Raw genomic sequence first — 16,073 nt, forward strand, 5'->3', positions numbered from 1 at the left:
TGCTCAGGTGTGCAACAGAGACGAGGGGAGTGGGACGTGGCAGCGGGGAACGGCGAGGCACCTCGGCTGACCAGGGCACACCGGATACTCATCAGCGTCGTCGTGACAGGGGCGGTGATCATCGCCGGGATCGGGTTCGCCGGTTCCTACGCCGCCGTCCGTGAACTGGCATTCAAGAAGGGCTTCGGGGACTTCTCCTACGTCTTTCCGGTCGGCGTCGATGCCGGTATCTGCGTCCTGCTGGCACTGGACCTTCTGCTGACGTGGATCCGTATCCCGTTCCCGCTGCTACGGCAGACGGCCTGGCTGCTGACGGCCGCGACGATCGCCTTCAACGGCGCCGCTGCCTGGCCCGACCCGTTGGGCGTCGGCATGCATGCCGTGATCCCTGTCCTGTTCGTGGTCGCGGTCGAGGCCGCACGCCACGCGATCGGCCGGATCGCCGACATCACGGCGGACAAGCACATGGAGGGTGTCCGCCTCACCCGCTGGATGCTCTCCCCGCTGCCCACGTTCCTGCTGTGGCGCCGGATGAAGCTGTGGGAACTGCGCTCCTACGATCAGGTCATCAAACTGGAGCAGGAACGCCTCGTCTACCAGGCGAGTCTGCGGTCCCGGTTCGGCCGCGGCTGGCGCCGCAAGGCCCCGGTTGAGTCGCTGATGCCGCTGCGCCTCGCCCGTTACGGAGTCCCCCTGTCCGACACCGCACCGGCGGGTCTGGCTGCCGCCGGCATCGACGCGCCGCCCATCCCGTTCACAGACGCGCACACCACGCTGCCGGCGCACCGCCGAAGCCCTGGACTCGAAACAGCCCTTGAGCCCGGGGCCAAACCAGCGCAGGCCGATGCCGCCGACGCGAAACCCATGGATTCGCGGCCACCCGAGCAGACCGACCGTCGGGACGGCCCGGCTGTGCACAGCGGGCAGGACCACCGGCGCCTCGCTGATGCCTACCGGGCTTGGACCGACGCCTTCGGCTCCGAGCCCACCAGTGCGCAGTTCGCACGCTGGCTTCAGGACCGGTACGGCATCGCCACGGCAGCCGGCGGGCCGCTCTCCGACGAGCAGCTGGTGCCCCTTGTGCAGGTCATCAGGCAACGACAGGCTCAGGGCGCGGACAGGGGCGCGCAGAGCGAGCCGGAGAGCACGGATGACGGCTGGGGTGACTACTTCTACAACGCCTGGCTGACGTACGCCCGGCAGCACGGGGCCTACCCCGACGCCGACGCTCTCGCCGCCTACGTCTATGAGCGCGATCAGATCACCAGCGCGGTTGGCCGGCCCATCACCGGGGCAGAACTTGAGTCCTTTGTCCGGAACTTTCAGCAGCGCGAGTTCGGTGAACCTCAGCCGCCCGTCGAATTTTCTGACGCGCCGAAAGAGCAGCAACCAGTCCAGGAGTCCCTGCCCCTCGAGGGCGACGATGCGGGGCAGTCGGCCGTCGCTGGTGCGCAAGCAGCCACGGACACGCGCAGCCCGTGGGTGAACGCCACCATCGACGACACCCAGCAGGACGAAAACCGTGCATCAGCGGCATCAACCACGCTCACCACAGTGGACCGGTACTACCTGGCCTGGACGGACTTCCAAACCGAGTACGGAGACGAGCCCAAAGCAGAGCAGCTTTCCGCCTACCTCGCAAAGAAGGACATGAAGGGCCGCGGCGGAAAGCCCGTAAGCCCCTCCACCCTGCGCCGCTACCTCCTGCCGTTCCGCGTCTACACCCTCTGGGCGGAACAGCGCGTGCACACCGCACATCCGCCTCTCGATGTCGTTGCACGGGAGTGCGCATCCCGCGGGATCAGCGCGCAGCACAACAGGCCTCTCACGACCGACTACATCGCCGACCAGGCCGACGATTTCGAGCGACGCTGGCACGCGCTGACCCACCACCACGCCAACGCACAGCAGTAGCAACCCCGCTAGTGCGGGGAGCAGCGCGCTTGCACTGATGCTTCCCCCAGGTCGTGAATCGTCCTGGAGTCCACACTCAATTCGGCTGTGGTGCCGATGATTTGTCGGCGTCTTCGTGAAACAGGCGGTGGAATGCGGTGGCGGGTCGCAGCCTCGGGGCCTGGAGCACCTCGGCAAGCCATGCGCGTGCCTGGGGAACATCCGCGTAGACGGCTCAGCTCCGACCTGACTGTCGTACAACTTTTCGGGTGCCTGCGGAGGTCTTACACACCACCGACACGTAAGGCACTTTCAAGGGGGAACACGCATTGTTACGTGTCCACTTCACCGCCGAAGATCTGGCGAGAGTCACCGTCGCGACGAGGCTGGACCCGCTGTAGGAGACGATGCTCGGCGTCCAGCAGCTGGCCCATTCCGTACAGGTGATGCCCGCCATGCAGGAGTGGCGGCGGCGCGCCAGGAGCGTGGTCGGGCAGGGCGGGCCCGTCGAGTCCGTGCGGATGCTCAGCGCGCTATTGCCGACCCGCGGCTACTTCCCGGACTTTCTCACCCCCACCGCGGCCGAGGAGGGCCTCGGCGCCGGGCTGGAGGCGATCCGCAGCACCCCGCCCCGGAGACTGAGAGACGAGCTGGTGCAGCTCACCGGCGGCGGTCCGGCCCGGCGTCGCTCGGCGCCGGTCTGGATGAGGAACCTCGCCGGCGGCGACCGCGACGGGATGTCCGACCTCACCGGCGCTGTGCACGACAGTGTGATCGTCCCGGAGTGGACGGAGGCCGAGGCGCGGGTCGAAGGAGACCGCGCTCGGCGCGCCAGGACCGTGCGGGACGCCGGAGTGCACGGGCTGCTCGGTTCCCTCGGCCCGCTCGTGCGGTGGCAGCCGCCCGTGCTGCACGTGGACTACCCGGTGGACCGCGACCTACTCCTTGGCGGGCGGGGGCTGCGGCTGATCCCGTCGTACTTCTGCCGCCGCACGCCCATCGCGCTGGCCGATCCGGCACTGCGCCCGGTTCTCGTCTACCCCGTCGATCACAGCACTGTCGGGCCTTCCTCGGCCGACCCGTCCGGCACCACCAAGCCGCAGGCGCTGTCCGCCCTGTTGGGCCGCACCCGGGCGCGTACGCTGGCGGCGCTGCACGACACCACCACCACCGGTGAACTCGCCCGCAGGCTACGGATTTCGCCGGCCTCCGCCAGCCAGCACGTGCATGTCCTCGCCGCCGCCAACCTGGTCCGCAGCCAGCGCGTCGGCCATCAGGTGCTGCACACGCTGACCCCGCTCGGTGCCGCCCTGCTCTGCGGCACTGGCGTGCCGTGGGAGTCCTGACGTGGGAGTTTCGGCCTCCGCTGAAACCTTTGGCTTCTCTGGTGTGCCAACGCGCAAGCTGTGAGGGACGCATGGGGCTTGACCGACCCCCACGCCGTCGGGCACGTCTGCTGTGCCGGCCCGCGCGCCCGGCCGGAACGCGCGGGCGAGGCCGCATCACTGTCAGAGGCACACCATTCAGGGGGAAACAGCCATGGCCCTGCACCGACTTGCCACCGTCCTGTCATCTGCCGCGATGATCACCGCGGCCTCGCTGGCCGGCCTGGGCAGCACCGCCCAGGCCGCTGCGGGCTGCACGTCCATCGGTGGCGGCAAGTACAACTGCAACGTCTGGAAGACCGCGTCCACTTGGTGGTGCACCACCACCGATCAGACCGACAGCTGCAACGGCATCCCGGCCGGCATCCTCCACGCAGGCACCAACTACTTCTACTGCCAGCAGTGGGGCCATGAGTACCGCTACGGCAGCTACTACAACCACTACTGGGCGCGGACGGACGACGACAGCGGCAACAAGCGGGTCTGGCTGCCCGTCGTCTACATCAGCGGCGGCGTGAACGACGGCCGCATCCCCGGCCTCCCGCTCTGCTAGATCCCTGGCCCGGCGCCTGACCCCCACCGGAGGGACGCGACATGGCTGACGACATGGTGCTGCTGGCACAGAGATTCATCAACTCCTACAACGTGGCGGGCATTCCCAAGGTCGAGGAGGACGGCAAGACCGGCTGGAGCGTGATGTACGCGCTGACCCGCGCACTCCAGTACGAACTGGGCATGACCACGCTGTCGGACAGTTTCGGACCTGCCACGCTCACCGCGCTGACATCCCGCTTCCCCGTCATCGACAGCGGCACCCGGCACGGAAACGTCTACCGGATCGTGCAGTCGGGGCTGTTCTGCAAGGGCTACGACGGCGACGAGATCAACGGCGACTACACCGGGCGCGTGGCAGCGGCCGTGACCAGGCTCAAGCAGCACATGGGCGTCGACGGGGTGTACCCCGGAGGCGGACTCACTCCGAAGGTCTTCAAGGCCCTGCTCACCATGGACCCGTACGTAGTCGTCGGGAACGGCACCGAGAAGATCCGCTACGTCCAGCAGTGGATGAACGGCCGTTACATCAACCGGCGGAACTTCTTCGTCATCCCCTGCGACGGAATGTTCTCCCGGGATGTCCAGAAAGCCCTGCTGTACGCGATCCAGTTCGAGCTCGGCATGAGCGACGACGTCGCCAACGGCGTCTTCGGCCCCGCGACCAGACAAGGGCTGCGCGACCACCCCGTCGGGGAGGGCTCGTCGGGTGTCTGGGTCAACCTGTTCAGCGCTGCCATGCTGTTCAACCGGCGCCCCGGAGTGGACTTCGTCGACGGCTTCACCTCCCACCTTGCCCGCTACACCAGCGACTTCCAGAGCTTTGTCCGCCTTCCGGTGACCGGACGCGGTGACTTCCAGACCTGGGCCTCGCTGCTGGTCTCCACCGGCGACGCTACCCGCGCGGGCACCGCCTGCGACACCGTCACCGAAATCACCGACGTGCGCGCCGCGGCCTTGTACGCGGCCGGCTACCGATACGTAGGCCGCTATCTGTCCAACGTGTCGGGCTCGACCCTCAACAAGCGCCTCCAGCCGGGCGAACTGCGGCGCATCGCCTCTCACGGCCTGAGTGTCTTCCCGATCTACCAGACGTACGGCGGTGAGGCGGCCTACTTCAAGCGGGCGCAGGGCATCGCCGACGCCCACGCGGCGATCACGCGGGCCCGCGGCTACGGCTTCAAACCCGGCACACGCATCTACTTCGCCGTCGACTTCGACGCCTTGGACTACCAGGTCACCGACAACATCCTCCCGCACTTCCGGGCCATCAAAGCCACGATGGACGAGTACGGGCGAGAGTTCGAGATCGGCATCTACGGGCCGCGCAACGTCTGCAGCCGGGTCGCTGCCGAGCGCCTGACGACCGCCAGCTTCCTGTGCGACATGTCCACCGGCTTCTCCGGCAACCTGGGCTATCCGCACCCGATCGACTGGTCCTTCGACCAGATCTCCACGATCTCCATCGGTTCCGGCACCGGTCAGATCACCATCGACAACAACATCGCGTCCGGCAGCGACACGGGCCAGAACAGCTTCAACGACGAGTCCCCCGACAACCAACTCGACGTCGGCTTCGACCTCGCCCAGCGCAACGCCCTGCTGGCGGACATCCAGACGTACTTCGTGACCGCGCTCGGCGTACCGGAGAAGGGAGGTCCGAACGGGGACGACGGGACGGGACGCACGACGACCGAGAGTGTGGACATCGTGCTTGACCTCGACTGGCTGACGACCCAGTTGTCACGCCACTTCCGCATGCGCAAGGCCATGATCCAGTGCCCGCTGCTGTGGGAGATTCGCAAGTTCAACATCTTTGATCCCGTCGCCGACGACGCGGTCCGGCTCCACTACACGACCGGGGTCCCGACCGGCAAGGACGACTGCAGTACCGGTCTGGCACAGATCTTCGGGCGTACGGCCATCAGGGGCCGGAACTGGGCCATCGCCCAGGGCATCATTTCCGGCACCCCCACGGACCCGGACAAGGGCGACGACATCTGGGCCATGTGGCAGAAGCTGAACACGGACAACATCTTCAACGTGCAGACCGTGCCCGCCGTACTGGGCTGGGGTGCCGCCGACCTCGGACTCGCCCGCCCGGGGCTGACCACGAGCGAGGACGACAGCCGGCGCATCATGGGCCGCTACAACGGCCGTCCACCGGACTCCGACAACTACGCCCAGGCGATGATCGGCATGTATCGGGTGTTCGAGAAGTACAACGCGCCGCTGCGCTCCTGACCGCCCGCCCCGTCGTCAGTCCTCCCGACCCGCCCGTCCTGGCCGATGAAAGGGCAATTCCTCATGGCTGCCTCCGCACAACCCCTGACACGGCGGTCCCTGATCAGAACGGGCGCCGTCCTGGTGGCCGTCGCCGGACTAGGCGCCACGACCGCCACATCCGCCTCCGCCGCCACACCGTCGCCCTCCACGGCCGCGGCATCCGCGGCGCAGGCCAGGCGCGCGCTGGACGCCAGGCTGCGAACAGGGGAGAACAGCGCCAACGGCTGGCCGATGGAGAAGGGCGCCGACATCGGCGGCTCCATCTGGACCCAGGCCGTCGCCGGCAGCTCCGTCCGCGTGGCACTGCGCCTCGGGGACGTCTCGACCATCCTCATGCACGTGCTGCGCCGATACCACTACGAGGTGGACACACTCGTACAGGACGAAGTCGTCGGATACCGCAGCCCGGACCGGTCCATCAAAGGCCCAGCAACCAACCATGCCTCCGGTACCGCTCTGGCGATACGTCCAGGCGCCTACCCGCCCGGGGCGACGGGCGGGCTCTTCCCCCACCAGCGCGCCGTCATCGCCGACATCGTCAGGGAGTGCGGGGGAGTGGTGCGTTGGGGCGGGACGTTCGACCGTCCGTACGAGGCTCATTTCCAGATCGATGTCGCTCCGACGGATCCACGCCTTACAAAGGTTGCCGATCGCGTCCGCCAGGGGGACCAGGCTCCCGGCCAGGGCGCGGGTGTACTCGCGCTGGGACGCTGACGGGCTACAGCCGGCACCCGACTCCGGACCCCGGGCCCCCGGTCCGCCGCCCTCGACTCCGGCCTGGTCACCGTCGCCGAGCAGAACCTGATGCCCCGGAGCCGCCAGCCGAGTTCGACCGGGGTCCGCGCTGTGGCTTCGGCCTCGTCGCTGCGGCCGCAGCTGACGCCGACTTCGGGACCCGCCCGATCAATACTGTCGAATTGGCTGGGCCCGGGCTGATTCCGACAGTCCGAACGTTGCCCGGCAGGTCGTCAACGCAGCGCTCAACTACCTTGCTGCTCTGCCACCGCAACACCGCGGGACGTGAACAAGCGCCGGGTCCCAGCTGGCAACTCGGCACCTGCCTCACCTCTTCGGAGGTGGAGGCGGGGCGCCTGTAGGGGGTGAGACGGGTCGGCGCTTTAGGACAGGATTCCGGTGATGGGCTGGCTGGTGAGGGCCTGGGCGATCTGCCAGTGCATGCCGCCACGAGATCCCTTGATCAGTACGGTGTCGCCGGGGCTGAGGATCCTCTCCAGGAGTTGGGTGGCTGTCTCGTTGTCCCGGACGATCGCCGTCTCGACGCCGGCGGCCGCGGCGCCGAGGGCGAGTTGCTTGGCCATGTCGCCGCCGACAGCGATCAGGAAGTCGACGCCGTAGGTGCCTGTTTCCTGGCCGATGTTCCAATGAGCCTGCGGGGCTTCGGCACCGAGTTCGAGCATCTCACCGAGGACGGCGATTTTCCGCGTGCCGGGTGCTTTCTCTGTGAGCTTGTTCTGATGCTGGTCAGTCACCGAGGACCACTCCTCGGTGTGCGTAGAAGGCGTCGAATCGATCCCAGGGAACCCGTGCGGCCTGCTGAGAGGTACCGGGCAGGCCGGAGGGGTTGTGCAGCATCACGTCCTGCTTGCTGAAGCCGACAGCGAGGACCAGGTGTCCGCCTCTGCTCGGCGGGTCGGCTTGGGGTGTGCGGATGGTCTTGTGTACGGACACCAGCGCGAGCCGCCCCGAGGTGATGATCTCGGGGAGGCTCGTTGCAGGTAGGTCAGGCATGGCCTGGGCGTGCATCCCCCACCGGGCTCGCGTGTACTCGGCGAAGGGCTGGTAGATCAGCCCTTTCACGGTGTGGTCGTTTCGGACGTAGGCGCCGGCCTCGCACAGTTCTTTGACGAGCGGTACGGAGGAGGGTACGGAGCGCTGCCAGAAGTCGAGCGCCATCCGCAGGCACGCCACGCCGCACATGCGGGGAGCCCAGAACGCGTATTCCTGCGGGGTGTCGGCGCCGGATTTTTGCCACAGCGGATCGTCGGCCGCATCACGTTGGCCGGTGATGAACTCCGGTACCAGCGATGCGGACTCCCATTGGGAGTGGTAGGGGACGGGGTGGAGGGTGGTGGGGGCGTTCATGAGCATCAGTCTTTCTCACGGCAGGTACGCGGGCTTGGTGAACGCGGTTCTGACGAGGTGTTGCATCAGGACGGGGTAGTCAATGCCGCCGGCGTGCGCCATGGTGGCGAGGTTGCCCCGTTCGGACAGGCCGGGGAGGGTGTTGCACTCCAGTACGGTCGCCCTGCCGTTGGCCCCGGCGATGAAATCGACGCGGAGCACGCCGTGTGCGCCGATCAGCCTGAACACGCTGCGCGCCAGGTGCTGCATGGTACGGGTGAGATGGTCCGGCAGGATCGACGGGCAGTGCTCGGTGCGCAGCGTCGGGTCGTGCTTGGCGGCGTAGTCGTAGAACTCGTTCTTCGACTCCACGTCGTGGACGGGCAGCGTCACCAGACGCCCGTTCACCTCCACCAGGCCGACGGTGCAGGGAATGCCCGGTACGTACTCCTCGACCATGTACTCGGCGTACTGCTGAGCGTTCGTGGCCTCGATCATGCGCCGCAGGGTGGTCTCGTCGTGGGCGATGCTTGCGGCGAGGCTGCCTCCGCCGGAGGACGGTTTGACGAACACCGGGTAGCTGATGGTGTGGCGCACGACGGACAGGGTGGCCTCGATGGAGATGTGGGGGTCGATGACCACCCACCGGGGGGTGTCGATGTTCCGGTTGAGCAGCAGGTGCTTGAAGGTGGGTTTGTGCATGCCCACCGCTGATGCCAGTACCCCGGATCCTGTGTAGGGGATGCCGGCGGTCTCCAGCGCGCCCTGGATCTTGCCGTCCTCTCCTCCGAGGCCGTGAAGGCCCAGCAGGGCGACGTCCATGCTGCCGTGCAGGCCGGACAGTGGGGCGTATGCGATGTCGATGAGCTCGGTGGTGAGCCCTGCGGCCGCCAGCGCTTTGGCCGCGTGCTCGCCTGAGGCGATTGAGCCGGGCCGTTCGGGGGAGTTGCCTCCACACAGGACACCGATCCGTAAGGTGGCGATGTCCGGCACCGTCGTGACGTTCACGCGATTCTCCTTTGAACGCGAGAGGCGAGTGGTGGTGCACCGGTGCGGCGGCTGCTTCTTGGCAGGGGCGGGCCGCCGCACCGGATTCTGGGGGGAAAGGGGCGCGGGCGCGGCAGGGTGGTCACGGGATCTGCCGCAGGTAGGGCGTTTTATGGCGGGTGGTTGGGGCGGCTAGAGCGTGGCCGTCCAGGACCCGCGGGTGAGGGTGGTCGTGCCGTCGGGACGGATGGTGGCCTGGGCGCCGTAGACGGGCAGGGCGCCTTCCCGGTTGAGACGGTTGCGGACCCGGTCCAGGTCCGACCACAGCCGTCGGGGGCCGCTCTGGTGCACGGTCGGCGAGTCGAGAAGGCCGGTTGCTGTGGCGCGGGCCCATGAGCCATCGGGATGCAGCAGCCACACCGTGCGGGTGTCGCCGTCCTGCTGCTTGCGGTACCTGATGCCGGGGAGTTGCAGCTCGAGCATCGACATGACGTCCCACGCGTCCGGCGGGAACAGCAGCGGGTACCTGCTGGTCAAGGCGTCCTCACCACTGTCTTGCGCGGCGCCCTTCCAGACGTCGTCCGCGGGATGCTCGTAGGTGTCGGCGTGACGGGTGCGCATGAACCCGGCCCGGTCCCACTCGATCCGGCCCACAGCACCACCGTCGGCCGTCTTGTCCGCGGTGAGGATCAGGCCGGTGCCGGCGATCGTGGTCACCAACCGGCCGCCCGTCTTCAGCGCCTGCAGCCAGGAAACCGGCACAGGCCGCACCGACACGGTGGACACGATCCGGTCGTACTGCCCGGGCAGTGCTCCCGTGATGTCGCAGACCATGGTGCGCGGACTCTCGCCGAACCGTGTAAGGCGGTCGGTAGCGAGGTTCACCAGGTGCTCGTCGATGTCGATGCTCGTGACGTGCTCGCTGCCGAGCCGCACGCACGCCAGGGCCGTGCCGTAGCCCGAGCCCGTTGTGACGAGAACCTGATGACCGTCGCCGATCATGGCGTGCCGGTACATCCGTACGACAAGGCTGGGCAGCGTCGACGAGGACGTCGGCGTTCCCCCGTCGATGGCATCGCCGTCGGCGGCGTGATCGGCGTGGAAGGCATCGACCCGCGTGACGAGCGTCTGGTCCTCATACGCCTTCTCCAGCCACAGGTCAGGGGCAGCGGCGCCGGTGCGCACGGTCCACACCTCGCCGTCCGGCTCCCACCAGCGGGGGACGAACTGGTGCCGGGGCACGCCGGCCACGGCCTCGTGCCAGCGAGACTCCGGCCGTACGATCTGATGCGCCAGGCGCCGGGCGTGCGGTAGCCACTCCATCGCTTCACTGCCCTCTCGTGCTAGTAAGCAGGGTCGCAGGCTTCGGTGTTCGCCGGATCGCAGTCGTTGGAGTCGGCCGGAGTGCAGCCGGGCGTCGGCACACAATGCCGGGGAATGCCCGCCGCCGTGGCCGCCCATTTCTGCCCCCGGAATACTGCGTCGAGCCCCTCCGATTTGGCGTTTCCCGTCCCCAGGAAGCGACCCAGGACGCACGGCGTGACCGTGCCGTCGGGCATGACCGCGGCCCGGCCGTGCGCGCAGCGCCCGCACAGGTCCCTGACCGTGGGAACGTGGATTTCCCCCCGGCCGATGCTGCGGACGCGGTCGACATTCACCGTGCCCACGCCGAGGGCGAGCAGCTCCTCGCGGGCCTGCGCCGTGCGCTGGCCTTCGAACACCTCGACGATGCCGGCCTGCAGCGCGATGCCTCGGGTCACGGCACGCACGATGTTCGCCCGGGTTGCAGTGTGGGAACCCTTCCGGCCCGTCGCCCGGTCGTGCTCCTCGGCGACGTCGCTGTAATAGGACGTCGCCAGGGACACCTTCGGATGCTCGAACAGGGCCCAGTGCTGCTGCCGGACGCGGTACAGATTGCTGTACACCTGCACGCCAAGGCCGTGGGCCAGCGCGCGGTGTACAAGGGCTTCGAACTCCGGGTGCAACGTCGGCTCGCCACCGATGAACTGCACCTTCTTCACACCGATCGACGCCGCCTCGGTCAGGAGCCGCTTCCAGTCGTCGCCGGTCATGCTGCCGTCTGTCTCAGCGGGACCGGCCATGGCGTAGCACAGGGACGGGCAGGTGAGCTGGCACCTGCCGGTGATCTCCAGCTCGAGGAACTCCGGCACCGCCGGACGGGTCGGAGCCTCGGGAGCGATCGTCATAGCGCCTCTTCTTGGTTCGGGTGCCTGTTTGAGGGCCAGCACGGGGCGAACCGGGCCTCGGGGAGTCGGGGCGGGTCGGGTGCGTGCTCCGCGCCGGGGTTTGCCCTGTCCGGTGGCCTGGCCTTGTGGTCATCCGGGCCACCGGACAGGAGCCGGGGGTGCCCGGCGCGGGGGCCGCGGGGAAACGGCCACCTCGCGCCGGGACTTGCCTGCTCAGTGGCCAGCGGGACTTCCGGCACCGAGCGCACCGAGCAGGGGTTTATGCCGCTTCCGGTGCCAGTTCCTGGAGTAGTTCGTCCAGGTCGACGAGCCGGAAGGAGTTCAGTCTGCGTACCAGTTGCGAGGCGAGAGCTGTCGGCAGGTTGGGGTGGCCGTAGGGCAGAGGGTGGTCGGGAGTCGCTATGACCTGGATGCCGTCCGGGCCGTAGCCGTAGAGAGTTCCGTGCACGCCGTACAGGGGTGCGCTGCGCGCGAGAAAGACCATCGGCCGGCTGTCGAGGTGCGGGCACAGGGCGGCTGCGGCGCGCACATGCCGCCTGCAGACGGGCGGCTGTCCCGTGATGATCGACGACGCGTCACGGTCGTAGTCGTCCGGGCCCGCGAGGAAGATGAAGCCCAACGCTGTCCGCGCCGGCTTCACGCAGACCTGGCACCGCAGTTCCTGCATCGTCTCCCGCTGCCGGGACGGATGCATCAGCTTCCATCGCGGCTTGCCCGTCGGCATGCCCCGCTCGTCTCGCCGGGTGTGCGAGCAGCGCGCCCACAGCACACCACGAACATCCCGGTCCTCTCGTCCCTCATCGACGTAGCGAAGTCTGGGGAACTTGCCCGGCCATTCCGAGGCGATGATCAGATTGGCGGGGGCGGCTTCTTCCCCTTCTCTGAGGGTTATGTAGGGCACCAGGCTCACGTCGGTGGTCCGCACGGATCGGGTCTTCCTTCTTGTCTGTCGATCGGAAGGGCTGTAGGGGAGAGGAGGGACGATCACGCCGCCTCCCTGAGGCATCGGATGGCGACCAGGCGCTCGTGCAGCTCGTTGACGGACCAGGCCATCCGGCGCAGGTGGCCGACGGCCTGCACGTGATCGGTCGGAAGGGGCTGGGCGCTCGCGAGCCGGGCCTGCTGGATCAGGAGGGCTGTCTGGTCGTCCTTGTGTCCGGCTTCGGTGGCAACAGCGATCTGTACAAGCCTCAGTAGGTGATCGCGGAAACGCAGGCATTGGCTGGCGAGCTCTGTCTCTCGCGGTATGACGTCGTCCAGGACATCACCGACGTCATCAAGAACCACCTCGCCGTCGAACGGCGTCCACTGCCGCACCTTTGCTAGGAGGTCGGCCAGCGCCTCGGGTGGGAGGGGCAGCGTCCAGGCGGGAACAGTGGCGGCGGGCATCACGAAGTGCCCTCGTCCGGGATAGCGAGGCGGCACCAGGTCGTTGCGCCACCTTCGCTGGTCCCCCAGCACCCGCCGTTCTCCCTTATCAGGACGTCGATGAGCTGAAGGCCGCGCCCGGACTCAGCGTCATCGTCCGTGATTTTCGGCACCGCATGCCCGGCCATGCCGTCGTGGACAGCGATGCACAGGTCCTGGCCTTCTACGGTGATGTCCAGTCGGATCTCCGTAGTACCGCTGTGCAACAGCGCGTTCGTGAGCAGCTCGGAGACGATGAGCATGACATTGTCGACAAGAGCCTTAAGACCGCAGTATCTGAGCTTGGCAGCCGCGATCCTGCGCACGACACCTATGCGTGATGCCTCTTCATCGCTGGGCGGCGCGGCAGTGTGCCGGAGGGCGACGATGATCCGCTGATGAAGCACTGTGCCGTTGTGCTTGGGTCCTTGAATGGCCCCAGCCTGAGCGCGTCGGCAGGCGCGCTGCTGGGCCGCGGCTTGCGTTGTCGTCATGGTCGGCTCCATGTCGAATGGCCAGTGACGACATGGTGGGCCCACAACTAGGCCCCAACTATCACGAGTTGTTGATAGTTGGGGCCAGAGCTTTATGAAGGGTGACAGGTGGTCAGGCGACCTGTCCGTTTGCGGCACTCAGCCAGGATCCGTACGACAGGAAGCTCTCCGGCAGGCGCCGGTGGGCAGCCTCGAGACCGGCGTACGTCTCTCGCACCGTCGGGTGGTACTTGGCCTGCTGGGGAGCCGCTTTGCGGGCCTTGAGGAGGCTCTGAAAGGACGCTTCGAGCCTGCCGGTCCACATTTGCGCGCGGGCGACCTCGGCGTAGTGGTGGCTGATCCGCGACTTCGGCCAGTCCTGGGGAATGGTGAGGTCACCGTTGGCCTCGACTGCCTCGCCGTACTGGTCGAGTTCAGCCAGGACTGAGACGCGGTGCACTTGCACGTTGGTCGGGCCGAAGGTGAGGTAATGCACCTTGACCGCTTCCCCTGTCCTCCCAGCGATCCGTTCCGCTTCTTCAAGGTGGGAGAGGGCCTGATTCTGATCGTGTGCTCGGCCGGCCATCACCGCCCCGCCGAGGTGGAGTTGACCGGTGACGACCTCGCGTTCTCGGGTGCTGTCCGCCTGCTGCAGGGTGGACAGTCCCCTGGTGACGAGGCGTTGCCCGATTGCGAATTTGCCCTCACGCAGGTAGGTGAGTGCGCGGAGGTACTGGTACATACCGCCGAGGATGGCGTCGGAACCGCGCTGAGCGGCCCAGTCCATGCGGGCAAGGGAGAGCTGGGCGAGGTCCGAAAAGCCGAGCTTGGTGGCGACGTCGTAGGCCGTGCGGTAGAACGACGCGAGCGTCAGCCACCCCTCCGTGCTGTTCAACGAGTGGGCCGCAGAGGTGCCCTCCTCGATGAGCCCGGCGACGTTGCCCGCAGCCCTCTTGATCTCGCCGGCACGAACGGACACCAGGAGCGCCTCGGCGTCGTCCTTCAGGTCCTCGAGCCGTCGAGGCTGTACGTCGGGGTCGGCCCCGAGGTCATAGATGTCCAAGGCTTCCCGAATAGGCCTTATCAAGATGTCGAGTTCATCGGCCCTCAGCTCATCGGTGTAGGGCTGACCCATAACTGTGGCTACCTCGATCCGCAGGCCACGGGCGAAAGCCGCGATGACGTGCGGGGTGGCGGCGATGACACCCTGCTCGGTCTTCGTGTACGTGCTGTAGGGGATCCCGGTAAGTTCCGAGATTGCCTTTTGAGTGAGGTGGCGTTCGCGGCGCAGCCGCGCCATGCGCACGCCGGTGTGGTCTTCGGGCAGAGCGTGCATACTGGCTCCTGTTCTGCTTCGACACCAGAACGGTACCCCTCCTCGATCGGCTTCGAGGGACACGGACGGACAGGCCCTGCTCGCTCGGAGCCGGGGCCTTTCGTCTGATGGGGCCACGTTGTTGCGGAATGGAACCCTGAAGAGCGAATCGATCACCTCCGCCTATACAGGGCGCACATACACGGTGCTGGGCTCTCCCGGGCGACCCGGCCTGTCTCGACCTGGGCGTGCTGGATGCCGCCTGCGCCCGGGTCCAGGCCCACTACATGGGCCGCGACGTGTACGCGAGTGACTGGCTCAAGGCCGCCGCCCTGATGGAGTCCATAGCGCTGTTCGAGCCGCTGGAGGCGAAGAACGAGTTCTTCGCCTGGCTGGTCGCCGAGACGTTCCTCAACACCAACAACGTCACACTGGCCTACGAGCCGGGGGAAGCCCTCGCGCTCGTCATGCGCGCCAAGCACAAGGGCGCCCATGTCCAGGAAGTCGCCGCCCAACTGCGCGCCTGGTCCACCGTCTGACGCCCCCAGCCAGAACCGGGACCTATCCGCCCCCGTCGGCGGGCACCTCGAACGTGATGGTCTGCTCGTTGGCTGCCTTCTCCGCCGCACTCAGCCGCTCGATCTTGTACTTTTCGTCCAGGACCTTGGCCTTCAGCCCCCACGACAGTGCGCGAGCCCGCATGCCGTTGTCCCCGGTGATCACCGTGACCGGGGCCGGCGCGATGGCCTGCTGCAGATAGCGGGCGCGCGCGACGATCTCATCGTCGTTGTTCGGCAGCCGCAGGTGCCCGGGCTCGTCCAGGAGGACCTCGACCACAGTGTCTTCGTGCACCACCGCGTGGCCGTCGGCCTCAATCTGGGCCAGGGTCTGCTCCAGGAGCGCGAAGACGCCCCGCGCCCGCTTCCGGACGTTGGTGTCGTGGGTGTCGTACGACTTCTTGTCGATCTCGTCGATCACGACGTGGGGGATCATGACGGACGTACCGCGGCCGAAGAGCCGCTGCCACGGAATCTTGTCGAAGCGCATGTAGTGCAGCAGGTCGTTGGTGTCCAGCACCACCGTCCGAACCCCGTGACGGGTGAACCGCTCCTGCATCCGGCGCAGCTCGTTGGCCAACTCCATGAAATAGATGCGGAGTTCCTGCAGCTCGGTATGCATCAGGTTGGCGTGCCGGTCTGCACTGAACTGACGGTGCATGATCGCGTCGTAGCGGTCGCCTCGAAGGCGGCCTGCCACCGACCGGTCCCCGAACACCTCCAGCAGCTCAGTCCCGGCCTCAAGCGTCCACTCGTCGTATGTACGCCGCGCCTGTGCGAGGTTGTTCCAGCCGTCCTGGGTCAGCCCGGGGCCTGTTACGTGCGGCACCGCGTTCTGGACGTTGGTAAGCCCCTGCTCGGTGAGGCGGTCTAAGGCGTGTCTCTTTGATGGGCTGAGCAGTTGATCGGATGTGTCTGTCCGGTTGGTG

At 67.4% G+C, this 16,073-nt stretch carries 15 protein-coding genes and 1 pseudogene; 6 read left to right on the forward strand and 10 right to left on the reverse strand.

The window, feature by feature from the left end; all coding sequences use genetic code 11:
- Positions 1 to 36: 36 nt before the first annotated feature.
- From ACFPQ9_RS42355 to ACFPQ9_RS42375, 5 genes and pseudogenes are all read left to right on the forward strand, one after another.
- Positions 37 to 738: pseudogene (locus ACFPQ9_RS42355) on the forward strand (DUF2637 domain-containing protein); the annotation flags it as partial.
- A gap of 1,562 nt (positions 739 to 2,300) precedes the next feature.
- A complete protein-coding gene (locus ACFPQ9_RS42360) occupies positions 2,301 to 3,239 on the forward strand; it encodes an ArsR/SmtB family transcription factor (RefSeq protein WP_380865262.1) in 939 nt (312 codons plus the stop codon).
- A gap of 193 nt (positions 3,240 to 3,432) precedes the next feature.
- Positions 3,433 to 3,831, forward strand: a complete 399-nt coding sequence (locus ACFPQ9_RS42365) for a hypothetical protein (protein ID WP_380865264.1) — start codon at positions 3,433 to 3,435, stop codon at positions 3,829 to 3,831.
- 41 nt (positions 3,832 to 3,872) lie between these two features.
- Entirely contained in the window at positions 3,873 to 6,074 is a 2,202-nt protein-coding gene (locus tag ACFPQ9_RS42370) for a glycoside hydrolase domain-containing protein (RefSeq protein ID WP_380865267.1), read from the forward strand.
- Positions 6,075 to 6,137: 63 nt separating this feature from the next.
- A complete protein-coding gene (locus ACFPQ9_RS42375) occupies positions 6,138 to 6,830 on the forward strand; it encodes a hypothetical protein (protein WP_380865269.1) in 693 nt (230 codons plus the stop codon).
- A 404-nt stretch (positions 6,831 to 7,234) separates the two neighbouring features.
- Here the strand turns inward: ACFPQ9_RS42375 and ACFPQ9_RS42380 are convergent, their stop codons facing one another.
- The 9 genes from ACFPQ9_RS42380 to ACFPQ9_RS42420 form a co-directional block, all read right to left on the reverse strand.
- Positions 7,235 to 7,606, reverse strand: a complete 372-nt coding sequence (locus tag ACFPQ9_RS42380) for a glutamate ligase domain-containing protein (protein ID WP_380865272.1) — start codon at positions 7,604 to 7,606, stop codon at positions 7,235 to 7,237.
- Positions 7,599 to 8,219 carry a C39 family peptidase gene (locus ACFPQ9_RS42385; protein ID WP_380865274.1) on the reverse strand — a complete coding sequence of 207 codons (621 nt, stop codon included), beginning with the start codon at positions 8,217 to 8,219 and terminating at the stop codon, positions 7,599 to 7,601. The genes ACFPQ9_RS42380 and ACFPQ9_RS42385 overlap by 8 nt, the downstream gene beginning before the upstream one ends.
- 15 nt (positions 8,220 to 8,234) lie before the next feature.
- Positions 8,235 to 9,206, reverse strand: coding sequence for a D-alanine--D-alanine ligase family protein (locus ACFPQ9_RS42390; RefSeq protein WP_380865275.1), 972 nt, complete (start codon positions 9,204 to 9,206; stop codon positions 8,235 to 8,237).
- A 171-nt stretch (positions 9,207 to 9,377) separates the two neighbouring features.
- Positions 9,378 to 10,508: a protein-L-isoaspartate O-methyltransferase family protein gene (locus ACFPQ9_RS42395; protein WP_380865278.1), complete on the reverse strand. Its 1,131-nt coding sequence runs from the start codon at positions 10,506 to 10,508 to the stop codon at positions 9,378 to 9,380.
- 20 nt (positions 10,509 to 10,528) lie between these two features.
- A complete protein-coding gene (locus tag ACFPQ9_RS42400) occupies positions 10,529 to 11,392 on the reverse strand; it encodes a radical SAM/SPASM domain-containing protein (protein WP_380865300.1) in 864 nt (287 codons plus the stop codon).
- Between the two features lie 259 nt (positions 11,393 to 11,651).
- Positions 11,652 to 12,317 carry a hypothetical protein gene (locus ACFPQ9_RS42405; RefSeq protein ID WP_380865280.1) on the reverse strand — a complete coding sequence of 222 codons (666 nt, stop codon included), beginning with the start codon at positions 12,315 to 12,317 and terminating at the stop codon, positions 11,652 to 11,654.
- 59 nt (positions 12,318 to 12,376) lie between these two features.
- On the reverse strand, positions 12,377 to 12,781 hold the full coding sequence (locus ACFPQ9_RS42410; protein ID WP_380865283.1) for a DUF6415 family natural product biosynthesis protein: 405 nt from the start codon (positions 12,779 to 12,781) through the stop codon (positions 12,377 to 12,379).
- Positions 12,781 to 13,293 carry an ATP-binding protein gene (locus tag ACFPQ9_RS42415; RefSeq protein WP_380865285.1) on the reverse strand — a complete coding sequence of 171 codons (513 nt, stop codon included), beginning with the start codon at positions 13,291 to 13,293 and terminating at the stop codon, positions 12,781 to 12,783. Before ACFPQ9_RS42415 ends, ACFPQ9_RS42410 begins: the two co-directional genes overlap by 1 nt.
- A gap of 112 nt (positions 13,294 to 13,405) precedes the next feature.
- Positions 13,406 to 14,608, reverse strand: a complete 1,203-nt coding sequence (locus tag ACFPQ9_RS42420) for a helix-turn-helix domain-containing protein (RefSeq protein ID WP_380865289.1) — start codon at positions 14,606 to 14,608, stop codon at positions 13,406 to 13,408.
- A 227-nt stretch (positions 14,609 to 14,835) separates the two neighbouring features.
- Here ACFPQ9_RS42420 and ACFPQ9_RS42425 point away from each other — a divergent pair, with 227 nt between their 5' ends.
- A complete protein-coding gene (locus ACFPQ9_RS42425; protein WP_380865292.1) occupies positions 14,836 to 15,126 on the forward strand; it encodes a fic family toxin-antitoxin system, toxin component in 291 nt (96 codons plus the stop codon).
- A 22-nt stretch (positions 15,127 to 15,148) separates the two neighbouring features.
- Here the strand turns inward: ACFPQ9_RS42425 and ACFPQ9_RS42430 are convergent.
- Positions 15,149 to 16,073 (reverse strand): PIN domain-containing protein (locus ACFPQ9_RS42430; RefSeq protein ID WP_380865294.1); only part of this gene is annotated, 925 nt, incomplete at its 5' end.

Source organism: Streptomyces coerulescens (genome assembly GCF_042657965.1).
Lineage (GTDB): Bacteria > Actinomycetota > Actinomycetes > Streptomycetales > Streptomycetaceae > Streptomyces > Streptomyces coerulescens.

Bases quoted from the DNA above. Each gene is read 5' to 3' on its own strand.
- ACFPQ9_RS42360 (WP_380865262.1), top strand. From the start codon at position 2,301: ATGCTCGGCGTCCAGCAGCTGGCCCATTCCGTACAGGTGATGCCCGCC.
- ACFPQ9_RS42365 (WP_380865264.1), top strand. From the start codon at position 3,433: ATGGCCCTGCACCGACTTGCCACCGTCCTGTCATCTGCCGCGATGATC.
- ACFPQ9_RS42370 (WP_380865267.1), top strand. From the start codon at position 3,873: ATGGCTGACGACATGGTGCTGCTGGCACAGAGATTCATCAACTCCTAC.
- ACFPQ9_RS42375 (WP_380865269.1), top strand. From the start codon at position 6,138: ATGGCTGCCTCCGCACAACCCCTGACACGGCGGTCCCTGATCAGAACG.
- ACFPQ9_RS42385 (WP_380865274.1), bottom strand. From the start codon at position 8,219: ATGAACGCCCCCACCACCCTCCACCCCGTCCCCTACCACTCCCAATGG.
- ACFPQ9_RS42395 (WP_380865278.1), bottom strand. From the start codon at position 10,508: ATGGAGTGGCTACCGCACGCCCGGCGCCTGGCGCATCAGATCGTACGG.
- ACFPQ9_RS42400 (WP_380865300.1), bottom strand. From the start codon at position 11,392: ATGACGATCGCTCCCGAGGCTCCGACCCGTCCGGCGGTGCCGGAGTTC.
- ACFPQ9_RS42410 (WP_380865283.1), bottom strand. From the start codon at position 12,781: ATGCCCGCCGCCACTGTTCCCGCCTGGACGCTGCCCCTCCCACCCGAG.
- ACFPQ9_RS42415 (WP_380865285.1), bottom strand. From the start codon at position 13,293: ATGACGACAACGCAAGCCGCGGCCCAGCAGCGCGCCTGCCGACGCGCT.
- ACFPQ9_RS42420 (WP_380865289.1), bottom strand. From the start codon at position 14,608: ATGCACGCTCTGCCCGAAGACCACACCGGCGTGCGCATGGCGCGGCTG.